General features: G+C 28.6%; 15 protein-coding genes. 6 read left to right on the top strand and 9 right to left on the bottom strand.

All coding sequences use genetic code 11. The annotated features are described in order from the left end of the window. Positions 1–15 precede the first annotated feature (15 nt). Complete coding sequence (locus tag NNC19_RS19615) at positions 16–849, bottom strand: ABC transporter substrate-binding protein (RefSeq protein ID WP_310940388.1); 834 nt, start codon at positions 847–849, stop codon at positions 16–18. Positions 850–1,220: 371 nt separating this feature from the next. Between NNC19_RS19615 and NNC19_RS19620 the strand changes: the two genes are divergently transcribed. The 3 genes from NNC19_RS19620 to NNC19_RS19630 all read left to right on the top strand — a co-directional run bounded on the left by NNC19_RS19620 (position 1,221) and on the right by NNC19_RS19630 (position 4,974). Continuing rightward, positions 1,221–1,823: a metal-dependent hydrolase gene (locus NNC19_RS19620; RefSeq protein WP_310940389.1), complete on the top strand. Its 603-nt coding sequence runs from the start codon at positions 1,221–1,223 to the stop codon at positions 1,821–1,823. Positions 1,824–2,012: 189 nt separating this feature from the next. Further along, positions 2,013–3,665, top strand: coding sequence for a hydroxylamine reductase (hcp, locus tag NNC19_RS19625; protein ID WP_310940390.1), 1,653 nt, complete (start codon positions 2,013–2,015; stop codon positions 3,663–3,665). A gap of 373 nt (positions 3,666–4,038) precedes the next feature. After that, positions 4,039–4,974, top strand: a complete 936-nt coding sequence (locus NNC19_RS19630; protein ID WP_310940391.1) for a hypothetical protein — start codon at positions 4,039–4,041, stop codon at positions 4,972–4,974. Positions 4,975–5,040: 66 nt separating this feature from the next. On the opposite strand, the gene NNC19_RS19635 is transcribed toward NNC19_RS19630, so the two are convergent. Further along, positions 5,041–5,751 carry a glycoside hydrolase family 11 protein gene (locus tag NNC19_RS19635; protein WP_310940392.1) on the bottom strand — a complete coding sequence of 237 codons (711 nt, stop codon included), beginning with the start codon at positions 5,749–5,751 and terminating at the stop codon, positions 5,041–5,043. 242 nt (positions 5,752–5,993) lie between these two features. Here NNC19_RS19635 and NNC19_RS19640 point away from each other — a divergent pair, with 242 nt between their 5' ends. Together NNC19_RS19640 and NNC19_RS19645 are read left to right on the top strand one after the other, a co-directional pair. Continuing rightward, positions 5,994–6,962 carry a family 43 glycosylhydrolase gene (locus NNC19_RS19640; protein WP_310940393.1) on the top strand — a complete coding sequence of 323 codons (969 nt, stop codon included), beginning with the start codon at positions 5,994–5,996 and terminating at the stop codon, positions 6,960–6,962. Positions 6,963–7,071: 109 nt separating this feature from the next. Beyond that, positions 7,072–8,331, top strand: a complete 1,260-nt coding sequence (locus tag NNC19_RS19645; RefSeq protein ID WP_310940394.1) for an MFS transporter — start codon at positions 7,072–7,074, stop codon at positions 8,329–8,331. A gap of 80 nt (positions 8,332–8,411) precedes the next feature. Here NNC19_RS19645 and NNC19_RS19650 read toward each other — a convergent pair whose 3' ends face one another. The 7 genes from NNC19_RS19650 to NNC19_RS19680 all read right to left on the bottom strand — a co-directional run bounded on the left by NNC19_RS19650 (position 8,412) and on the right by NNC19_RS19680 (position 17,219). After that, positions 8,412–9,020 (bottom strand): LysE family transporter, encoded by a 609-nt coding sequence (locus NNC19_RS19650; protein WP_310940395.1) that lies wholly within the window; start codon positions 9,018–9,020, stop codon positions 8,412–8,414. Between the two features lie 50 nt (positions 9,021–9,070). Continuing rightward, positions 9,071–10,417 (bottom strand): phenylacetate--CoA ligase family protein, encoded by a 1,347-nt coding sequence (locus NNC19_RS19655; protein WP_310940396.1) that lies wholly within the window; start codon positions 10,415–10,417, stop codon positions 9,071–9,073. Between the two features lie 239 nt (positions 10,418–10,656). Then, positions 10,657–11,673: a hypothetical protein gene (locus tag NNC19_RS19660; RefSeq protein ID WP_310940397.1), complete on the bottom strand. Its 1,017-nt coding sequence runs from the start codon at positions 11,671–11,673 to the stop codon at positions 10,657–10,659. Between the two features lie 14 nt (positions 11,674–11,687). Beyond that, the gene (locus NNC19_RS19665) at positions 11,688–12,758 is read right to left on the bottom strand and encodes a phosphodiester glycosidase family protein (protein ID WP_310940398.1); all 1,071 of its coding nucleotides are present in this window, start codon (positions 12,756–12,758) and stop codon (positions 11,688–11,690) included. Between the two features lie 304 nt (positions 12,759–13,062). Beyond that, the gene (locus tag NNC19_RS19670; protein ID WP_310940399.1) at positions 13,063–14,529 is read right to left on the bottom strand and encodes a DUF5605 domain-containing protein; all 1,467 of its coding nucleotides are present in this window, start codon (positions 14,527–14,529) and stop codon (positions 13,063–13,065) included. 583 nt (positions 14,530–15,112) lie between these two features. Beyond that, positions 15,113–16,261: a rhamnogalacturonan acetylesterase gene (locus tag NNC19_RS19675; protein ID WP_310940400.1), complete on the bottom strand. Its 1,149-nt coding sequence runs from the start codon at positions 16,259–16,261 to the stop codon at positions 15,113–15,115. Between the two features lie 373 nt (positions 16,262–16,634). Beyond that, on the bottom strand, positions 16,635–17,219 hold the full coding sequence (locus tag NNC19_RS19680) for a TetR/AcrR family transcriptional regulator (RefSeq protein WP_310940401.1): 585 nt from the start codon (positions 17,217–17,219) through the stop codon (positions 16,635–16,637). 812 nt (positions 17,220–18,031) lie between these two features. Between NNC19_RS19680 and NNC19_RS19685 the strand changes: the two genes are divergently transcribed. After that, positions 18,032–20,038 carry an RICIN domain-containing protein gene (locus tag NNC19_RS19685; RefSeq protein ID WP_310940402.1) on the top strand — a complete coding sequence of 669 codons (2,007 nt, stop codon included), beginning with the start codon at positions 18,032–18,034 and terminating at the stop codon, positions 20,036–20,038. The last annotated feature ends 109 nt before the right edge of the window (positions 20,039–20,147 follow it).

Consider the following 20,147-nt stretch of genomic DNA (forward strand, 5'->3'; position numbering starts at 1 on the left):
TTTTGTGGCATTTTATCATTCAATCATATTATTTTTATCTAATCCATTCTTTACAAGAATAGCATACAATGTACCATCTGTTTTCATCTCATTAATTTTTTCATTTAGAGCATTTAATAATGTAATATCACTTTTTTTAACGGCTATTCCTATAGTTCCATACACTACAGGAGTATAACCTGGTAAAATCTTTAAAAAAAGTTTGCTGTTTTCTAAAGCATATTTTGTAATAGCAAAATCAGCTACACCGGCATCAATTTTTCCACTATTTATAGCATTTAATGTTTCAAGGTTATTATTGAAAATTACTACATCTTTTACTAAGTTATTTTTCTTCCAATCTTGTATTAAATCTGCAAATTTAGTGCCTTTTTCTGCTCCAACTACTGCATTTTTCAAATCTTCCTTAAAATTAATTTTTGAAGTTTTTGTAACAATAATAACTTCTGATTCCTTATATAGTGGTTGAGTAAATGATACTATCTTTTCACGTTCAGGAGTTATATATATCGCATCTGATGCTAGATCTATATTTTCATCAGTATTTAGTTTGTCTAATAACTCATAAAATGGAGCTTTCTTAAATTCAATTTTATTAATTCCAAGTCGCTTTGCAATTTCAGTTATAATATCAGCATCAATTCCACTTAGTTTATTTGTTTTAGGATCGATATAGGCAAAAGGGGGATCATCTGTGAAAACAATAGTTAATACTCCTTTTTCTTTTATCATTTGTAATCGATCTTTTCTAGGTGAGACAGTTGCTGTTGCAATTTTACTACCATCTGTACTATATCCAATTATTAAAATAATACATACAACACAAATTAAAGTCAATATTTTCTTCATAAAGAGAAACCTCCTTAAAACGTCAATCATTTTTCATTATTATTGTTAGGAATTGAAATATAAATTATTCGAGTTTTAATGTAAGGAAAATCCATTTACAATATGGAGATATGTAAGTAAAATATAAATAAAGAAATGAGAATATTTAATATAAAAGGGCAAACATTTTTGGGTTTTAAATGAAAGGTTAATTATCAAATTGGTATGCTATTTGATAATTAGTAAAATTTTTTCATTTATTCTTAAAGATGGAGTGTCCTTTTTTGTATAAAAAATTAATGTTTTCATTTAGTAAAAACAAGGAGGTTAATAATTAATTTCTGTAAGATAAGCAGTAGAAGAAATAGCAATTAATATGGAGGTTATTTTTTATGACAGGAAAAACACATATGTCAGTAGGGGTAGGTGCAGCAACTGTACTATTACCAACAAATGATATGAAAACTATTTTTGGAGGAACTGCATTAGCTTTAATTGGCTCTTTAATTGTAGATATAGATACAGAGAAATCAGGAGGATCTGTAATGCTTAAAGAAGCTGCTGCTGGAGCAGTAATTCTTGTAGCTTTAGGTATAATACTTAATGACAGATATAAGATTAACATTCTAAAATATATAATTGGAAATAAAAATTTAAATGATATGTTACCAGCACTAGGCATCCTTACATTGGCTTTAATAATAGGAAAATTTTCTTCTCATAGAAGTTTTATGCACAGTATTGTTGGGGTTATAGCATTTACAGTTCCAGCTTATATGCTATTTGGAGAAGTTTTCTGCAAATGGTTCTTTGTAGGATATGTGTCCCATATAGCAATAGATATGTTCAATAAAAAGGGAGTAAGGTTATTTTATCCTTTAAAATCAGGAGTGTGTCTTGACATGTGTAAAGCTGATGGAATGGCTGATAAAGCGTTGTTTTTTATGTTTATTGGGGTGACTATATCAAAGTATATTACTGTCATAACTCAATAAAAATTTAAGTGTGTGAAAAAATAAGAACTAAGGTCTGACTCTAATATTCAATTGGAGTCAGACCTTTTTAGTATTTATACAAGCTTAACTAGGAATAATGTATTGGAAAGGAGTAATAATATAATAGAGTATAGAAATTGGTAGTTACAATGTGGTGAGGGGTAAAATTTATTATAAGGAGAGAATTAAATGGAAAATTCAATGTTTTGTTATCAATGTGAACAGACAGCTGGAGGAAAGGGCTGTACAAAGAGTGGAGTTTGTGGGAAAACACCAGAAATTGCAAATTTGCAAGATTTGTTAATATATCAATTGAAGGGAATTTCTTGTTATGCAAAACCTTTAATCGAACAAGGAAAAACCATTGATAAAGAGATAGTAAAATTCGTAGAAAATGGCCTTTTTACAACACTAACAAATGTAAACTTTGATGCTGAAGTTCATGTAAGATTATTAAAGGAATCACAAAAGATAAAAGAATCCTTAAGAGACCAAGCAGCAGAAGGAGATTATCCAGAGTATGCTACATATAATTTAAGTGATACTAAGGAAGAAATGTTAAATGATTCAGTAAAAGCTGGTATTATGTATGATCAAACATTAGATGAGGATATTCGTTCTTTAAGGTCTACTGTACTATATGGATTAAAAGGTATAAGTGCATATGGACATCAAGCCAGATTCATTAATTACTATAATGACCAAGTGGATAATTTTTATTTCTTAGGATTAGAAGCGACAACAAATGATAACTTAAGCTTAGAAGATATGATACGTATGACTATGAGGACAGGAGATATGAGTGTGCAAGTGATGAAGACTTTAGATGAAGCTAACACTACTAATTATCAAAATCCTTCACCTCATAAAGTAAATGTTAATATTAAAAAAGGTCCATTCATTATAGTATCTGGTCATGATTTAAGAGACTTAGAAATGCTTTTACAACAAACAGAAGGTAAAGGTATTAATATTTATACTCATGGTGAAATGTTACCATCTCATGGATATCCAGAACTTAAAAAATATAAGCATCTAATAGGAAACTTTGGTTCAGCATGGCAAAATCAACAAAAAGAATTTGATGGAATTCCAGGATGTATATTAATGACTACTAACTGTTTAATGAGACCAAGAGAAACATATAAAGATAGAATATACTCAACAAATGTTGTAGGTTGGGATGGAATAAAGCATATAGATGTACTAGAAGATGGAACTAAAGATTTTAGTGAAATAATAAATAAAGCCTTGGAACTAGGTGGATTTAAAGAAGATGAAGAAGAAAAGGAAATATTAGTAGGCTTTGGGCACCATGCTACATTATCGCATGCCGAAGCTATAGTTAATGCAGTTAAGAATGGGGATATAAGACATTTCTTCTTAATTGGAGGCTGTGATGGAGCAAGACCAGGAAGAAATTATTATACTGATTTTGCAACTCAGGTTCCAAAGGATTGTGTAATTCTTACTTTAGCTTGTGGTAAGTATAGATTTAATAAAATAGACTTTGGAACAGTAGCAGGACTTCCAAGATTATTGGATGTAGGTCAATGTAATGATGCTTATTCAGCAGTTAGAATAGCTACAGCACTAGCTGATGCTTTTGATACAGATGTAAATTCTTTGCCTTTAACCATAGTTCTTTCTTGGTATGAACAAAAGGCAGTTGCTGATTTACTAGCATTATTATCCCTTGGAATAAAAGGAATGTACTTAGGACCAAGTTTACCAGCATTTATATCACCAACTGTTCTTCAATATTTAGTGGATACTTTTAATCTAAAGCCAATTAGCACACCAGAGGATGATTTAAAGAATTCATTAAAACAAGGAAATTAAATATTATTTATAAAATAAAAGGAGTTATTTACAATATTGTTGTTGTAAATAACTCCTTTTAATCATTTTGCCAAAAATTAATGGCGTCGTTTAAAGAGGTATCAAATTTAACTATATAAAATAAAATTTTGAAAGGGAATGGGTAATTTAAGATAATTATATAGTGGCAATGATAAAAAGTCAATACTAATTAATAATTATTATTGGGCGTTTTTTTAAATTATAAATATCAAGAAATAAGATTTTATAAAGTAATATTTAAGAGTGAATTTGGTGGCTTTACGATAGATATGTTACAAAACTTATAAATTAATGTATTATATAAGAAAGAATTTTTTATTCTTTAACTAAATATTTGAATGGGGGAATTAAAATGTTAAAAAGGAAATGGATTTGTACTACATTAGCAGCAATAGTAACAGCAAGTTCTCTAATGATGATTGGAAATACTGCTTTTGCAGCAACAACTTTAGACACAACAGGAAATATTAGCTCTAATTTAAGCAAGGCAAAAGCTTCATCTAAGGATTCAACTAATCCAGGTGACTACATTAACAAAACTACAATTTCAGTGTTACCTGCTAGTAAGGTTAATATCAATAAAAGAACACAAGAGTTTAAAGGTTTGGTAAAAAATTGTACAAAGGTTGCTTATGCATATGCAGATCCAAAAGAAAATTCAAACTCAAAATATAATACAGATCCAAGTGGAGCAAAAAGTTTAGCAGTTTATATTTTTGGATATGATAATTCAACAACAGCTGAATTTTTAAATGCAAAAAAATACATACCATATGTGCTTAATAAACTTTATTTTGATTCAAAATTGAAGAATACATGGTATAAAACACTTACCAACAATAGTAATGGAATATATATTATTCTTGAAAAGCCAGGTGCACTTGATGCTAATGAGAAATTTGGTAATCCAAATGATGGATTTGGAATGCGTATTATGGCTGGAACAATGACTGATCCAAATGGTGCAGTAGATATTATGTTCCATGAGATGGCGCATTGTATTTGGGATGCAACATCAACAACAAATGATTTTAAAGTTGGAGTAGATCCAAGAACTAATATTAATTATGGGACAGGCAATCTGGTTACATTGTGGAACAGACTTTATGATGATTCAATTAAAAATAATAATTTTTATGCTGGTTCTTATGGATGGGATTATTCTCATGAAAACTTTGCTGAGACTTCAGCTAGATTCTTTAGAAAAGATTTCCAAAATCAGCTAAAAGCAAATGATCCAGTAGTATATAATATTATGAGTCAAATATACAATAAATATAATTTATAAAATAAAGAAGAAGTAAGATTTCATTTTTTGAAATCTTACTTCTTAATATTTATGAAAAGATTAAAATTATTTGGCTATATTAATTGACATATTATATACATCAGTTTTTCCGCTACTTTGATAGCCTTCTACAGTAAGTGCAACTTCATACATTTTTCCAAGCTTCATTCCTTTACTTTCCCATGCATTAAAATGTTTACTAACAGATATAGTTCCACTTGTACGTTTTGATCTACGAACACTCCAATATTGTTTGAAAGTTGCAGTGCCTTTTATAGAAGGTTGATTTGTTCTTGTGGTTTCATATATATCATATATACCACCATCAATTGAAACAGTACCCTTGGATGTTCCTCCAGGTGGTCTCCAAGTGCCCCAACTATCAACAATATAATATTCTACAAGTGGGCTACTTGTCCATCCATAAGCACATAAATATGAATTGCCAGATGGTTGGTAGTTACAACCATAATTTAATGTTATATTTCCAAGTTGCTTATGTGTTTGAGTTTCATTAAATTTTTTACCTTTGCGAAATAAAGCATTGTTAATATTACTCCACTGACAGCTAAAAGTCCCACCATCTTTAAGAGTCATAGTTGTGTTTCCTGAATCCTTCCACAGCTCATAATTATAACCTCCATTAGTACCAGTTTGATTTGAAGTAATGGTGGTAGCAGCTTTTGCACTAACTGCAAAGGATGCAAATAGCATAGTAAAGCACATTGATTTTGCAAATACTGATAACATTTTTTTTCTTAGCTTATTATTCAGCATAGAATACCCCCTTTGAATTTAATAATCATATTAAGGATTATGGTAAGTTTATCAAAACGTTTACTTGGTTGCAATAACTTTGTCGTGAAATAACAGAAATTAATCTTGATTATATATTTTTAGAAAATAAAAAAATGTACGTACAAATTTATAAAAAAATATAAATTGGGAAGGATAAATTTAAAGTATATAGAATAATATATACTAACATACTAATATATTAAAAAATGGGAGTGAAGGCGATGTTAGAAAAATTAGAAAATCCTATAGTATTACAAAGGGCTGATCCTTATATTCACAGACATAGTGATGGTTATTACTATTTTACAGCATCAGTTCCTGAATACGATTGTATTGAAATTAGAAAATCAAAAACATTAAATGGACTTAAAGATGCTGAGGGTGTAATCGTTTGGAGAAAACATAAAACTGGAGAAATGAGCCAATTAATTTGGGCACCAGAAATACATTTTATAAATGGTAAATGGTATATATATTTTGCAGCAGCACCAGATACAAACATAGATGATGACACTTTTAATCATAGTATATATGTAATTGAGAATAGTGATGTAAATCCACAATCAGATAATTGGGTTGAAAAGGGGAAAGTTGATACAGGTTGGGATTCTTTTGCATTAGATTCAACAAGCTTTGAACATAATAACAAACTTTATTTTGTTTGGGCACAACAAGATTTTAATATAGAGGGACACTCTAATATTTATATTTCAGAAATGGAAAATCCTTGGACTTTAAAAACTAAAGCAGTTATGCTTACTAAGCCTGAATTAGATTGGGAGATAAAAGGATTCTGGGTTAACGAAGGACCTGCTATATTAAAGAAAAATGGAAAAATCTTTTTAACTTATTCAGCTAGTGCTACAGATGAAAATTACTGTATGGGAATGCTAGTAGCTGATGAAAATAGTGATTTGTTAGATCCTTTATCTTGGACAAAGAATCAAAAACCTGTGTTTAGAACCTCCTACGAAAATCATCAATATGGTCCAGGGCATAACAGTTTTACTGTATCAGAGGATGGTAAGGATGATATTTTAGTTTATCATGCTAGAAATTACACAGAAATTGAAGGAGATCCTCTTTATGATCCTAACAGACATACAAGAGCACAAGTAATTAACTGGAAAGAAGATGGTACCCCAGACTTTGGAGTCCCAACTGAGGATACTGTTAAAATCAATCTTTAGTGATAATAAAAATATAAAAAAATCGTAGAAATCATTTACCATAAGGAGTAAACATTTACAAAAAGCTTACTCCTTAGACTTTAAAATATTAATATCGGAGGTATATGACATGAGAATTTTTAAGAAGGACTTTTGGAATTTTGGTGGGTTATTTTTCTTTTACTTTTTCATATGGGCAATAGTTTTAACATTCCTACCAATGTGGCTTCAAGATACAGCCAAATTAGATGCTAGTCAATCTGGGTTTGTATTTTCAAGTATATCTTTATTAGCACTTTGCTATCAACCTTTCTTTGGATTTATTCAAGATAAACTTGGATTTAAGAAAAATTTATTTGCTATTGTTGCAATAATACTTTTATTTATGGGACCATTTTTTAGCTTTGCATATATACCATTATTAAAATTTAATATTTATATTGGAGCATTAATTGGAAGTATATATTTAGGTGCATGTTTTTATGCTGGAGTTGGTGTAGTTGAATCTTACATAGAGAGGGTAAGTAGACGAAACGAATTTGAATATGGACATGTAAGATTATTTGGATCTATAGCAGGGGCAACAGCATCATTTTTAGGAGGAATTTTATATATTAAAAATCCAAACAGCATATACTGGATGGCATCATTATCAGCTGTGTTTTTATGCATACTCCTATTTGTTGCTAAGGTAAAAAAATTGCCTATAGAAGAGAGTAGTGTTGTAACTGAAAAATCAAGTGAAATAAATAAAGATGCAGTATTTTCTATATTAAAGATGAAAAAATTCTGGTTTTTAGCTTTGATAATAGTTGGTACAGCTTGTATATATGATGTATTTGATCAACAGTTTCCTAATTATTATGCAAGTTTTTTTGCAAGCAAAACAGAAGGAACTAGTATATTTAGTAAACTTGTTTCATTTCAAACAGGGTTAGAAGCAGTTCTAATGGTTTTCACTCCTGCAATTGTAAATAAAATAGGAGCTAAAAAGGGATTAATTCTTTTTGGGTCATTAACATTTGTACGTATATTTGGAAGCGCTGTGTTTACAAACACTATAATTTTATCTGGAATCAGATTAATAGCTGCTTTTGAAATGCCATTGTTATTAGTGTCAATTATGAAGTACATTACCCATGTGTTTGACGTAAGGTTATCCGCTACTGTATACTTGCTTGGATTTAATTTTGCAAAACAGCTAGCTGTAGTAGTATTTTCATCTATAGCAGGAAATTTATATTCTGCAATTGGATTCCAAAACACTTATTTTTTCTTAAGTGCAATCGTATTTATAATAACTGTTGTAAGTATATTTACACTTACAAATGATAAAACTGAAGAGGTCAAAGAGCTTCAGTTAAATAAATTTTCATCAAAATTATCTTAAATTCATACTTTGTAATAGAACCAAAAAAGGACAATGTAGTAATTCTTGTCCTTTTTTGAGTTTCTATGATAAATTTAGTTTTAGGAGCTAATAAATATAAATAAACTTATTAATATAATGATGACACCAAATACTTCATTTAATTTTTTAAGAAAAGAATCATTTATTTTTTTCTTAAAAGAACTAATTATAATTATTAATATAATCCACCAAATGCCAGATCCTAAAAAAACACCTGTAACCAATTCAATTGCATTTATATAATTTATATTACCAGAAAGACCATAAGATGAAAAAATAACTAAAAATGATAATATAGTTGTAGGATTTGTGACAGATAAAATAAAAGATGATACAAAAGTTTTTATAGCACTATTAATATTTATTGGTGCTGAGTATTTAGGTTGTTTTGATATAATAAGTTTTAATCCTAACAATAATACAAAAGTTCCACCTAACAAACGTAGTTGGGTTTGATATTTTATTAAAAAGTTTGACATAAAGGTTAGACCAAAGGCTGCTATGCAGCCATACAATAAATCTCCCATACATGACCCTAAACCTGATATTAATCCATGTATAGGTCCATTTGCTAAGATTCTTTGTATTGTTAAGGCACCAATAACACCAACAGGCACACCAATTGTAAAGCCAATTAAAAACCCTTTAACCAAAAAGTTATTTAGCATATTTTAAATACTCCCTTTAATTGATAGATACTAAATTATAAATATCTTTTTTAATCTTTGTAAATCAAGGGTTTCTTTCCCGTTTTAGGATTAATAGGGATACAATTTGTGAAACCCACTTCAAAATCCACATTGTCCAAATTTTTTTCAGATAGAATTTTTTTCATCTCAACATTTATATCTGTTTCTATAGAACTACAATTAGAAATATCTTTAACTTCTGCTAGAATTTCAAATTTTTCCTTGGAATGTTGGATGAACTGATAACTTAACAAACCATCTGTACAGATTTCATCAAGAACGAGAGGATGAAGAAAATCTTCAATTCCATTTTCATTTATAAACCACATTATATCTTCATCACGACCTAAAATACTTTCAATTTTTGTGTAGGGTAGAAGTTCATTTGATGTTAATTTTTTTAGAATAAGTTCGTCGGAAAGTTTATATCTGATAAGAGGTTGAGCAAAATTATATAAAGAAGTTATATAAGTTGAATCATCTATAACTTCTAAATAGTTTACATCATCAAAAAAGTAAATTCCATCTGAATTTCTCGTTTCCATACCTAAAATTAAAGATTCACTAGCTCCATAGATATTTACAATATCAGTATCTAAATATTTTTCTATATATTCCCTCAAACTTTTTATAAGGGGCTCACCACAAGAAATCACTTTAAATACATCTACATTTACTTTTCTAGATTCAATTAATTGGCATAATATTTTAAGGGCAGATGGATAACCTACAATAACATTAGGTTTAAAGGCAATTAGCTCATCTATCCATTGTTCTAATGGAAGATTTACATTTAAAAGCAATTGGGAGGAGTTAAGTCCTTTTATACAAGAACTAGCAGCCATAACACCACCATAACGACCTTGAGTGGCAGCAATATATGCAATTCGTAAACCTTTAGATGTATGTGAAATTATTTCATCAGTGGTTAAATCAAACAAACTAGCTCTTATTGCTGATGACAGCATATATTCCCAAGCATTTTCATCATATACAAAGTATGTAGGAATACCTACACTACCTGATGAATGAACTATATTATACTTGTCTAAATACTTATCATTCAAATTTTCATTTTTTACAGCAAATTTTTCAATTAAATCTTTTTTTATATCTGGTACAGTTACCAAATCATCAAAGTTATCGATTAAAATTTTCTTATCTATGGAAGGTAGTTGAGTTATTGAAATATTTTTAATATTTTCTTCGCTAATACCATAACTAGAATAAAGTTTATTGTAAAAATTTGATTTACTATAGGCATATTTCAAGATTTCTCTAAATTTTTTTTCACGAATATCTAATATCTCATCTCTTGATTTTTTGAAATTAGATTTACCCTCCTGCAAATTAAAAAAAATACTTTCACAATTCATAATAATTCCTCCAAGTATGTTAAATATTAATAAGTTTTTATAAATCTAATATGCTTCTAGATTGCATAAAACTTGTATTTTGTTCCATACTGAATTGATAAAATCACATTAGATATTTTGTGAAACTTTAATTATTTATATGCATCAAATGGATTATGGGAAAATGAACTAAAAATGTGTATTCCCACAGATAAACTCTTATAAGTTTATCTGTGAGAATACACAAATCTATTAAAAAATTATTTAGTATCCTTTATATTATTTAAGCATACTTTATCATTGTCTAAAGAAAAAATTAGTCTATCATTCATAGAAACAAACTTTCCTTTATAACTTATACTTTTTCCAGTTGTAAGGTTTTTTACTTTTTTTTCAGAAGAATCATTTATAAATATCTCATTATTTTCATTTATATAAATATCATCTATATTTGTAGTCTTTTCTAAATTTACAGTTTTCCATGAAGCAGCATTAGATTTATCTTCTTCATAAAGTATTTTTGATATTTTTGTAGAGTCATTTTTTTCAGCACATTCACCCATATAGATAGAATTACCTGCAGCTTTCAATATGGTTAATTTATCAGGATTCTTGAAAGGGATGCTTTTACTTGACCCATTAGTAAATCTATAGAATTTTTTATTTGCTGCATCTTCATAGAAAAACACATCATTAAGCCAGAAAACCTTAGCACTACCTAATTTCGCCACAGTTCTATCAAGTTTTTTCATTTCTTTATCTATATCTACTCTATAAATTGTTGTATTATCTCCATTGGCTACACTTATGTATTCAGCAGAAGTTGACAAAAAGGAATCTGCTACCATACCTTTTTTATAAGCGCACAGATCACAAACATCTTGTTCAACTCCATTGATTGCATTATAGGTTTTTGTATTGACTTTGTTAGATAAATTTTCAACTATAAATAGTGTATTGTTGTTAGGTACCCATTTAATATTAAGTATTTTAGTGTTGTTTAATATTTGCTTTGTTTCTGACGTTTTTGTATTAACTAGCATAAGCTTATTATCTTTAAAGTATATTATGTATCTTCCATTATATGATAGTTGAATTTTTTCAGCATCTGTTGGTAGTTTTACATTTACATCTACATTTTGAACAGTATCATTAACACTACTTATTGTAAATTTAGTTGATTCTTTAAAAAGTACTTTATCAAAATACAAAAGAACTAAAACTTGAATTAAATAGGAGAGAATTATGCAAAATATTATTTTTTTATATCTTTTCATCTTGTCACCTCTCTCTATTTAACTACAAATCCAGATGATATAGGTCTTTCACCTAGCGCATAGGATGGATTGTTGATTACTTCACCTTTATAATACATAGTTGTTGACTTACCACCATCTAAGTTAACTGCAGTATAACAATTTAAATCTAGCATTACCTTACGAGCTTCTTCTAAAGTTGCACAGATTCTACCTCCAGGAAGTGAAGAGTCTAAAACAACTAAAACCATAGAACCATCAGTACGTTGGCCTATCATAGTTTTCGGAGCAGAACCCTCATCTTTTGCTATAGTTACAGGTTTTCCGTTTTTAACAAGAGTGGTTACATAGCTCATTGCTTCTGTAATAGTGTTTTTATCATCTTTCTTTTTAGATAATAATGCAGTAGGGGTTGTGTCAGAAATTAATAATTTCCCTTCTTTTGTAATGGATAGAATAGGACCTTTAGTGTTTGGAGCACTATTATTTTTAACTTTCCCTTCTGACATTAAAAAACCTGAGGCAATACCTCCATTTGATGTCCATTTCTCAGCACCTTTTTCATCTGTAAAGTATCCTCCATTTATTGCAGCTTCTGCACCATAATTTTCTGCTATTTGAGATACAGTTTCACCTGATGTTCCAAGAGTTGTGGAAACACCTATTTTTACTCTTGTAGGGTCACTAACTATAAGAGCATATCCTTTAAATTTATTGTTTTCATCTTGTATTTCTTTTTCCTCTATAGAAGCATCTCTCTTTTGAGAAATTTTTATAAGACTGCTATCTTGAGCAGTTGAATCAGATGTTGTATCACCTTGTTTATCATCTGATTTTAATAATTTATCTATTCTATCTTGAGATAAAAACATAGTTGCAAGCCATTGATGACTCATTGTTTTCATTGCAGATCCAACATAGATTTTTTTTGCAGTTTCAAAAGGACCATAAAGTAAGGTAAATGGAGCAGCTACAGCTGTAAACACCAAAGTAAAAGTAGTGTATGCTAGCGCTGATTTCCAAAGTGGTCTCCTTTTTGGATATTTTGATAGTTTATTATTTTTAGATATCTTATCATTTTTAGATATCCTATTGATATTTTTCATATTACCTTCTCCCTAAAATCTAACTTTTTATTACTGATTAACTCTATATGGTGGCAATAACTTCCAATATAGTGCTAATTTTAAATCTTTTTTAAGTATATCTTATATTGGTATTTATATCAAATTTATTACATAATTGTAAAAACACCCTCAGAGTGCTATGATATTTTATATTATGGACAATTTGGAGTATTTTAATTATGATAATCGAAAAAATTATAAAATTATTAAAATAAAGAAATTGGATGATTATAAAAAGGACATCACTCAACTAAGAAGAATGTCCTTTATTACCAAATGAAATTTAAACTCTTATCATCCTAATTGCAATATATTGTTTGCCTGGCATATCAATAGAAAAATCTTCAGTATATATACCAGCCTCTGTAATAGTCATTTCCCAAGTATCAATTATATCAACCTTATATTTTTTCTCTTTTGGCATATTAAAGGTTCTAAAGGTTGGTTGACAAAATCCAAAATAGAATAAAAAGTAGTCATCACTAACAGAACCAACTGTAACATCCCAATATGAATAAGAGCCATCAGAAGATTTTACAGGAGAAGTGATAGGACCAGGTGCATTCTCTAATATCCTTCTTAAAAAAGCAATTCTTGCTGGGCTTGTCCCATGAAGAGTTCCACCATGAGACCACCATAGAATATCTTTTGGGTGAATATATGTCTCTCCATGCCCTACATAGCCACCCCTTACAACGCCTTCCCAAAATCTTCTAGTCATCTCTTGTCCAGTTATGTTTCCCCATCCATGATTTATATTACCCTCATAGGCACATTCATCTATAACTATAGGTTTATCATATAATTTTCTCCATTCATCAGTATTTTCAGAAGTTCTATAAAAGTCTATACGCTGTATGCTACAGTGTGTGATCCAAGGTTTGTTATAATCATAGAATTTGTTACAATTATGAATTGAATTTAGATGATCATATTTATCATATTCTTGTACTAATTGTGCTAATCTTTCCCAATCATTAAGAGTTTTCTTGCCCTGATTAACCAATATATCATACTCATTTGCCATAGACCACCAGATGTTTCTGAATGCTGATAGTCTTGAAACTATATATTTTAGATATAGTTCATCATTCTTAGCACCCATTTCACTAAAACCCCATCTATCATAAGGATGAAATAATATAAGGTCACATTCTATTCCTAAGTTTTGCAAATTTAATATTCTATTTTCAAGGTGTTTAAAAAAATTAGGGTTGAATTTTTTGTAATTAAAACCACTTTCAATAGAACCTTCATAAGCATATAGATCAGGTTCATTATGATTATAATCGTAGCTTTTTGGAAAGACACACATGCGCAATTTATTAAAGGGTGAAAATTTTAAAGTTTTTAGTGTTTGAAGCTGAAGTGACTCAGTTTGATGTATCCATGCATAACAAGTAGTTCCAAAGGAATAATGAGGTGTTTTATCTGCATATTCAAAGTGAAATTTATCTCTAACTTTTACTGGGCCATGATTATTCTTACTGGGTTCTATACATTCAAAGTTTCCAGTAAGATTATTTAGTGAGTTAACATTACTATGTGTTATGAAATTCCAAGTACCTATCATATTAGGCATAAATCTTATTTTATATTCTCCGTAACCATCATAAAATCCAGTAATCTCAATACTATTTTTTTGATTTTTAAATATAGCTGTAAATTCAACTTCTATAAAAGGATTTCCTTCTTTTGGTCCTTTGAATGTGGTTTCGTAGAACTCCCATTTTTCAACTTTATTATTCAATTCAACAATCCCCTTTCTTTTTTATAAATGATATTGGATATTAATAACATTTTATATAATTATATCATGTAATCATATACATTGAGAGAAGGAAAGAGGAAATATCATATTAAAATGTAATAGGAAAAGAATAAATAGAATTTTAATTATATATTTCTTATGGAATGGATCTGTTAAAGAATAGTATTAATAATTTAATTTGATAAGAACATATGATGGAGAAATCACCTATGAATTAAACAAAGAAATATATAATAGAGAAAAGTTGTTATATTGATATTCTATATGGTTTTTTATTAATGATAGGTATAAAGAAGTTTATGTAAATGATATTAAGTGTAATATAGAAAAAATAGATGATAAATTTTCTATATATTATATTCTTACCAATTATGAAAAGTTCAAGTATAAAGTTGTAGAATAGAATACAATTCAATAATAATTTAAATACATGGAGGTATTTATGAAAGATAAGCAAAGACATATAAATGGTTTAGAAAAGATAAAATTTATATTGGAATATAAATGAATTGAAAATAATAAAAAAAACTGATTAGAGATAATCAGTTTTTTTTATTAAGTGTTACTGATGTTTTGCTGTAGAAGAAATTTTGTTAATTAAAGCCTTAGTTTTACCAGTCCAATAAGTATCTAAATCATTTGTATAAACTCCATTTGAATTCTTTTTATATATGCTTACTTTGCTCTTAGAATCCACTTTAAATACTAAGTTATTCTTGCTGTTAATACCATTTACGTTAACAGGTGGAATAACATAATTAGAAATGTTATAGCCTAGCTTTTGAATTTCATTAGCAATTAAAGCACTATTATAAAAACCACCAATCTTGTTGTTGTGAGTTAAATCATTAGTATCCATTATTTCTCGTGCTAAAGGAGAGATTCCATTTGCAGCTGCTGGATCATTTCTATATGCTGTTTCAAAGCAAGATTTTGTATCAGAAAACATATCAATAACCTTAACTCCCTGTTCTTTACCTAACTGCTTAACTGCGTTAACATATGCATTTTTAGAAGATACAACAGTTCCTGTTGTAGTATCTGTTGAATCATGTAGAGATTTTATAGTACCATCTGCATTAAAGTATTGTCTTGAAACAGAAGTAACTAAAATAGGTGTTGCGCCAACCTTTCTTGCTACATCAATGTACTGCTTTAAATACCATTTATATGTTCCACTTGTATATGGATAGTATTTATCACCATATTTCCCAACTAAATCTTCAGGAGTTTGTCCTTTAACAGCTGGAATTGAAGGGTAAATACCATTCTTGTCAGGTTGTCCAACAGAAACGAATCTTTCTGTAACATATTTTGGTTGATTTGCTGAATCATTATGACCAAATTGGATTAATAAGTAGTCTCCAGATTTTATATTAGACGCAATTTTATCAAGACTACCTTCGTTAATAAAACTTCTTGAGCTCCTACCTCCATTTGCATAGTTACGAATAGTTACCTTAGATGAATTAAAATAACTTTGTAAAAACTCTCCCCATCCACCAGTATCTATTGTAGGACCATATGACTTAACTGTTGAATCACCTGCTAAGTAGATGTTTACACTCTTACCATTAGGAATGGCATTTTTTTCCTTATTAGAATATTCTTTGGCAAATACATTAGTAGACCATACATTACTCAATATGCATACTAAGAACATTATAGTTGCTATAAATTTGGTAATGCCTAATTTTAAATTTTTGTGCATTTTAGTACACTCCTTTCTTTATTTGAAAAAATTTAACCGTATACATTAAGGGTAAGATTGCAGACAGTTTCTTATTGATTATGCTTTGTCATTGTTTGCTTAAAATTGATTTAGATTATTGCAATGAATATGTAAAGTTATACAGTATAATACTAATAATTTTACGGAGTGTAAAGCATTACAATTTGTCCATTTTAGAAAAACTACAACTTTCCCGTCGATATATGGTAAATTTACGTAAAGAGTATCACATAAATACTTTTTTGTAAATAGGTAAAAAATATGTATTTTTATTAAATATAATAACTAATTAGTAAAAAAGTGTAAAATATAACAAATCAAAAAGGTTGATTAAACCTTAATAATTCACTGTCTATAATGGATTATCACATTTAAATAATAATGCTTGTACTTTATTAGATAATTCTAAGGTATGATCATGTTCGTCTGATTCCACCCATAATTGTACAGATGTTAATACATAGGCTGCATATTGAGCACATATAAACTTATTTGAAACATTATATTTGCTTATAAAATTTTTATTTTCTAAATAAGAAGAACATGATTCTATTAAAATATTTTTTAAAGTACTGTATAAATCAGCGGTTTCAGTATGTACTTCTAATAATGCGCTTATAGTGTTCTTTTTTGTTGATAAGTATTTGATCATATTATCAACTATCTCAGTAAAGTCATTTGAGTTATCTGAGTTATCTGAGTTAAATCGTATTTCTATGTGTTTCTTAAAGTCTTTAGCAACTTCTTCAACCATTTTATTAAGTAAATCATATTTATCACAGAAATGAGCATAAAAAGTTGAACGACCAATTAATGCCTCATCACAAATGTTTTGAACAGTAATATCTTTAAAATGCTTTTCTAATAATAGATTTGAAAAAGTATTTTTTATATTTTTATGTGTTTTTAGTATTCTTAAATCACATTTATTAATCAATTTCAGCCTCCATGAAAATAGCGTTTTTATATTAATTTAAAATTTAATGTTTAATAAAATAAAAATATATCATATTATTCATAAAATATATTATTAATTTTACTATATATATTTAACAAATTGAAGCTATAAAATAAAGAAATATTTCAAGCAGTGTTCAATAACAATTAATTTATTAAAAAATATAAGTTATCTTACATTTTTATATCTAAATGTAAGATAAAGTACAGAAAGCATAATAACTAGTTCTTTTAATCATAGTAATTATTAATTATAATAGCAGCAATTGTAATATATTAGCACTATTTTTTCTCTATATGATTATTACAATGTCTTTTAATTTAAATTTATTATTTTGTAAAATATTTCAAGGTAGTGATTAAAATTCTTTATTGTCTCAAAATCTATATTTTACGAATTATTTTGAGTATTTGAAGACAAGAATATTTATTTACATTTGTTATTGTGAGAATATTTAGTCAAAGGGCTAAAATTAGGAACTATATCTATAGATTGGACTAAACAGTCAAATTTAAATACATAAAATTAGAAATAATATCAATAAGTTTTATCTACTATTTGACTTTAACTCATATATTTGCAGCAAAATGTTTAATAAGATATAATGTGGCATAAAGTTTGCAATTTACAAAATTCAGAATATTGCTGAAATACTTTACAAGTATACAAACTTTATCTTTATTATTATGAATTATATATAGAAGGGAGAGGAAATTAAAAATTATCAAAAACATAAAAAGTTTACTACTAACAAAAAAGGGGGAAAGATATAATTTTTATATCGAATAATTATGAATAGTAAATTAAAAAAAATCACATCTTTTATTTTAGGAATATCATTAATGGCTTTAATTAATACAGTTACTACTTCAGCCGCTGCATTAAACACATCAAGGGTGTCAGTTCATGATCCATCAATTGTAAAGGCAAATGGTAAGTATTATCTTTTTGGATCACATAGAGCAGATGCAGTTTCATCAGATTTAGCATCTTGGAAGACGTTTTCAACAAATATAAATAACGATTATGCAAAAATCTTTTCTGTGGGAGGTAAATGGGCAGCTCATGGAAGTAAGTCATATGATATTACTGGCAACCTTTGGGCTCCAGATGTTATATATAACACAAAAATGAAAAAATGGTGCATGTATATGAGTGTTAATGGGGACAAGTTCTATTCTTCTATTGCCCTTGCAACTGCAGATAAAATAGAAGGACCATATACATACTCTGGAGAAATAGTATATTCAGGATTTGCTAATTCTTCACAAGCTGCTGAAACAGACTACAAGAAAGTTACAGGAACAAATACTGTAGATGGTAGATACCTTTCAAATGGAGCTTGGAACTCAGCATATGGACCAAATGCTATTGATCCTTGTGTTACATATGATAAAGATGGTAACCTATGGATGTCATATGGATCATGGTTTGGTGGACTATTTATGTTAAAGCTAGATAATTCTACAGGTTTAAGAGATTATTCCTATACTTATCAAACTAAAACTAATGTCTCAGACCAATATCTTGGTACAAAGATTTCAGGAGGTTATGGAACTTCTGGAGAAGGATCATATATAGTATATGACAAATCAGCAGGTTACTACTACTTATATCAATCTTATTGTGGACTTAATGCAACAGATAATTTCAGTGGATACCACATTCGATTATTTAGATCTAAGAATATAACTGGACCTTATACAGATGCAAAAGGAAACCCAGCAATATGTACAAGTGCTAAAGATGATAAGACAACTAAGGGAGTAAAATTATTTGGAAACTATACTTTTTCATCATTAAAATCAGTTGCAAATGGAGAACTTAGTGCAAATGGATATATGTCAGGTGGACATAATTCAGCTTTAATTGATGATAATGGACAAAGATATCTTATTTATCATACAAGATTTAATAATGGAACAGAAGCTCACCAAGTTAGAGTTCATCAACAATTCTTAAATGAAGATGGATGGCCAGTAACAGCAGTGTATGAAAATCTAGGAAGTTCAATATCTTCATCAGGTTATGCAAATTCTGATATTGCTGGTACATATGATTTTGTAAATCATGGTTTAGATGCAACTACTACTAAAATTGGCATGTTAAAGACATCTAAAGTTTCATTAAATTCTGATGGAAGTATTACTGGAGACTATACTGGAACATGGAAGCAAAAGTCAGGTTTATATTATGCAACTATGTCTATTAATGGTATTACTTACAAAGGAGTATTTTTCAAGCAATATGATGAATCATCTTCACATAAGAACACTATGACATTCTCTTTAATAGGAGCTAATGATGAATCTATCTGGGGCTCAAAAATTTCTGATACAACAGCAGCTTCAACTAAGTTAGATGGAACTTACTATATTAAAAACTCATTAAGTGGATTATATTTAGATATTCCTAATGGATCATCTGCTGATGGCACTAATCTTCAACAATGGGGATTAAATAAATATGATGCCCAAAAGTTTAAATTAGTATCTGATAATGATGGAAATTACTCTATATTAACTGGAGCATCTAATTATAAGAGTGGTCTTGATGTTCTAAATGGAAATTCTGCTGATGGTACAAATGTTGCACAGTGGAAATACTCAGGAGGAGATATGCAAAAATTTAAGCTTGTTAAGGTTTCTGGTAATAAATATGCACTTTTAACAAAATCATCAAACTTTAAATCTTGTTTAGATCTTTACAATATGAGCAAAGATTCAGGAGCAAAGATTTGTCAATGGAATTACTGGGGAGGAGAAGGACAACTTTGGGAGTTAGTTCCCGTTGGTTAGTATTTATTTAAAATTTAAATAAATACTATAGAAGAGTAGTCACGAAAACTAATTTCTATAATTCTGATTTAATATAATTATTAGATTCAATTGAATATTTCAGTTATAG

Origin of the sequence: Clostridium sp. SHJSY1 (assembly GCF_031626875.1) — a bacterium.
In the GTDB taxonomy this organism is placed as follows: Bacteria; Bacillota; Clostridia; order Clostridiales; family Clostridiaceae; genus Clostridium.

What these genes read in the sequence shown, in the direction of transcription:
- NNC19_RS19615 (WP_310940388.1), bottom strand. Translation starts at nt 849, where the DNA reads ATGAAGAAAATATTGACTTTAATTTGTGTTGTATGTATTATTTTAATA.
- NNC19_RS19620 (WP_310940389.1), top strand. Translation starts at nt 1,221, where the DNA reads ATGACAGGAAAAACACATATGTCAGTAGGGGTAGGTGCAGCAACTGTA.
- hcp (WP_310940390.1), top strand. Translation starts at nt 2,013, where the DNA reads ATGGAAAATTCAATGTTTTGTTATCAATGTGAACAGACAGCTGGAGGA.
- NNC19_RS19630 (WP_310940391.1), top strand. Translation starts at nt 4,039, where the DNA reads ATGTTAAAAAGGAAATGGATTTGTACTACATTAGCAGCAATAGTAACA.
- NNC19_RS19635 (WP_310940392.1), bottom strand. Translation starts at nt 5,751, where the DNA reads ATGCTGAATAATAAGCTAAGAAAAAAAATGTTATCAGTATTTGCAAAA.
- NNC19_RS19640 (WP_310940393.1), top strand. Translation starts at nt 5,994, where the DNA reads ATGTTAGAAAAATTAGAAAATCCTATAGTATTACAAAGGGCTGATCCT.
- NNC19_RS19645 (WP_310940394.1), top strand. Translation starts at nt 7,072, where the DNA reads ATGAGAATTTTTAAGAAGGACTTTTGGAATTTTGGTGGGTTATTTTTC.
- NNC19_RS19650 (WP_310940395.1), bottom strand. Translation starts at nt 9,020, where the DNA reads ATGCTAAATAACTTTTTGGTTAAAGGGTTTTTAATTGGCTTTACAATT.
- NNC19_RS19655 (WP_310940396.1), bottom strand. Translation starts at nt 10,417, where the DNA reads ATGAATTGTGAAAGTATTTTTTTTAATTTGCAGGAGGGTAAATCTAAT.
- NNC19_RS19660 (WP_310940397.1), bottom strand. Translation starts at nt 11,673, where the DNA reads ATGAAAAGATATAAAAAAATAATATTTTGCATAATTCTCTCCTATTTA.
- NNC19_RS19665 (WP_310940398.1), bottom strand. Translation starts at nt 12,758, where the DNA reads ATGAAAAATATCAATAGGATATCTAAAAATGATAAGATATCTAAAAAT.
- NNC19_RS19675 (WP_310940400.1), bottom strand. Translation starts at nt 16,261, where the DNA reads ATGCACAAAAATTTAAAATTAGGCATTACCAAATTTATAGCAACTATA.
- NNC19_RS19685 (WP_310940402.1), top strand. Translation starts at nt 18,032, where the DNA reads ATGAATAGTAAATTAAAAAAAATCACATCTTTTATTTTAGGAATATCA.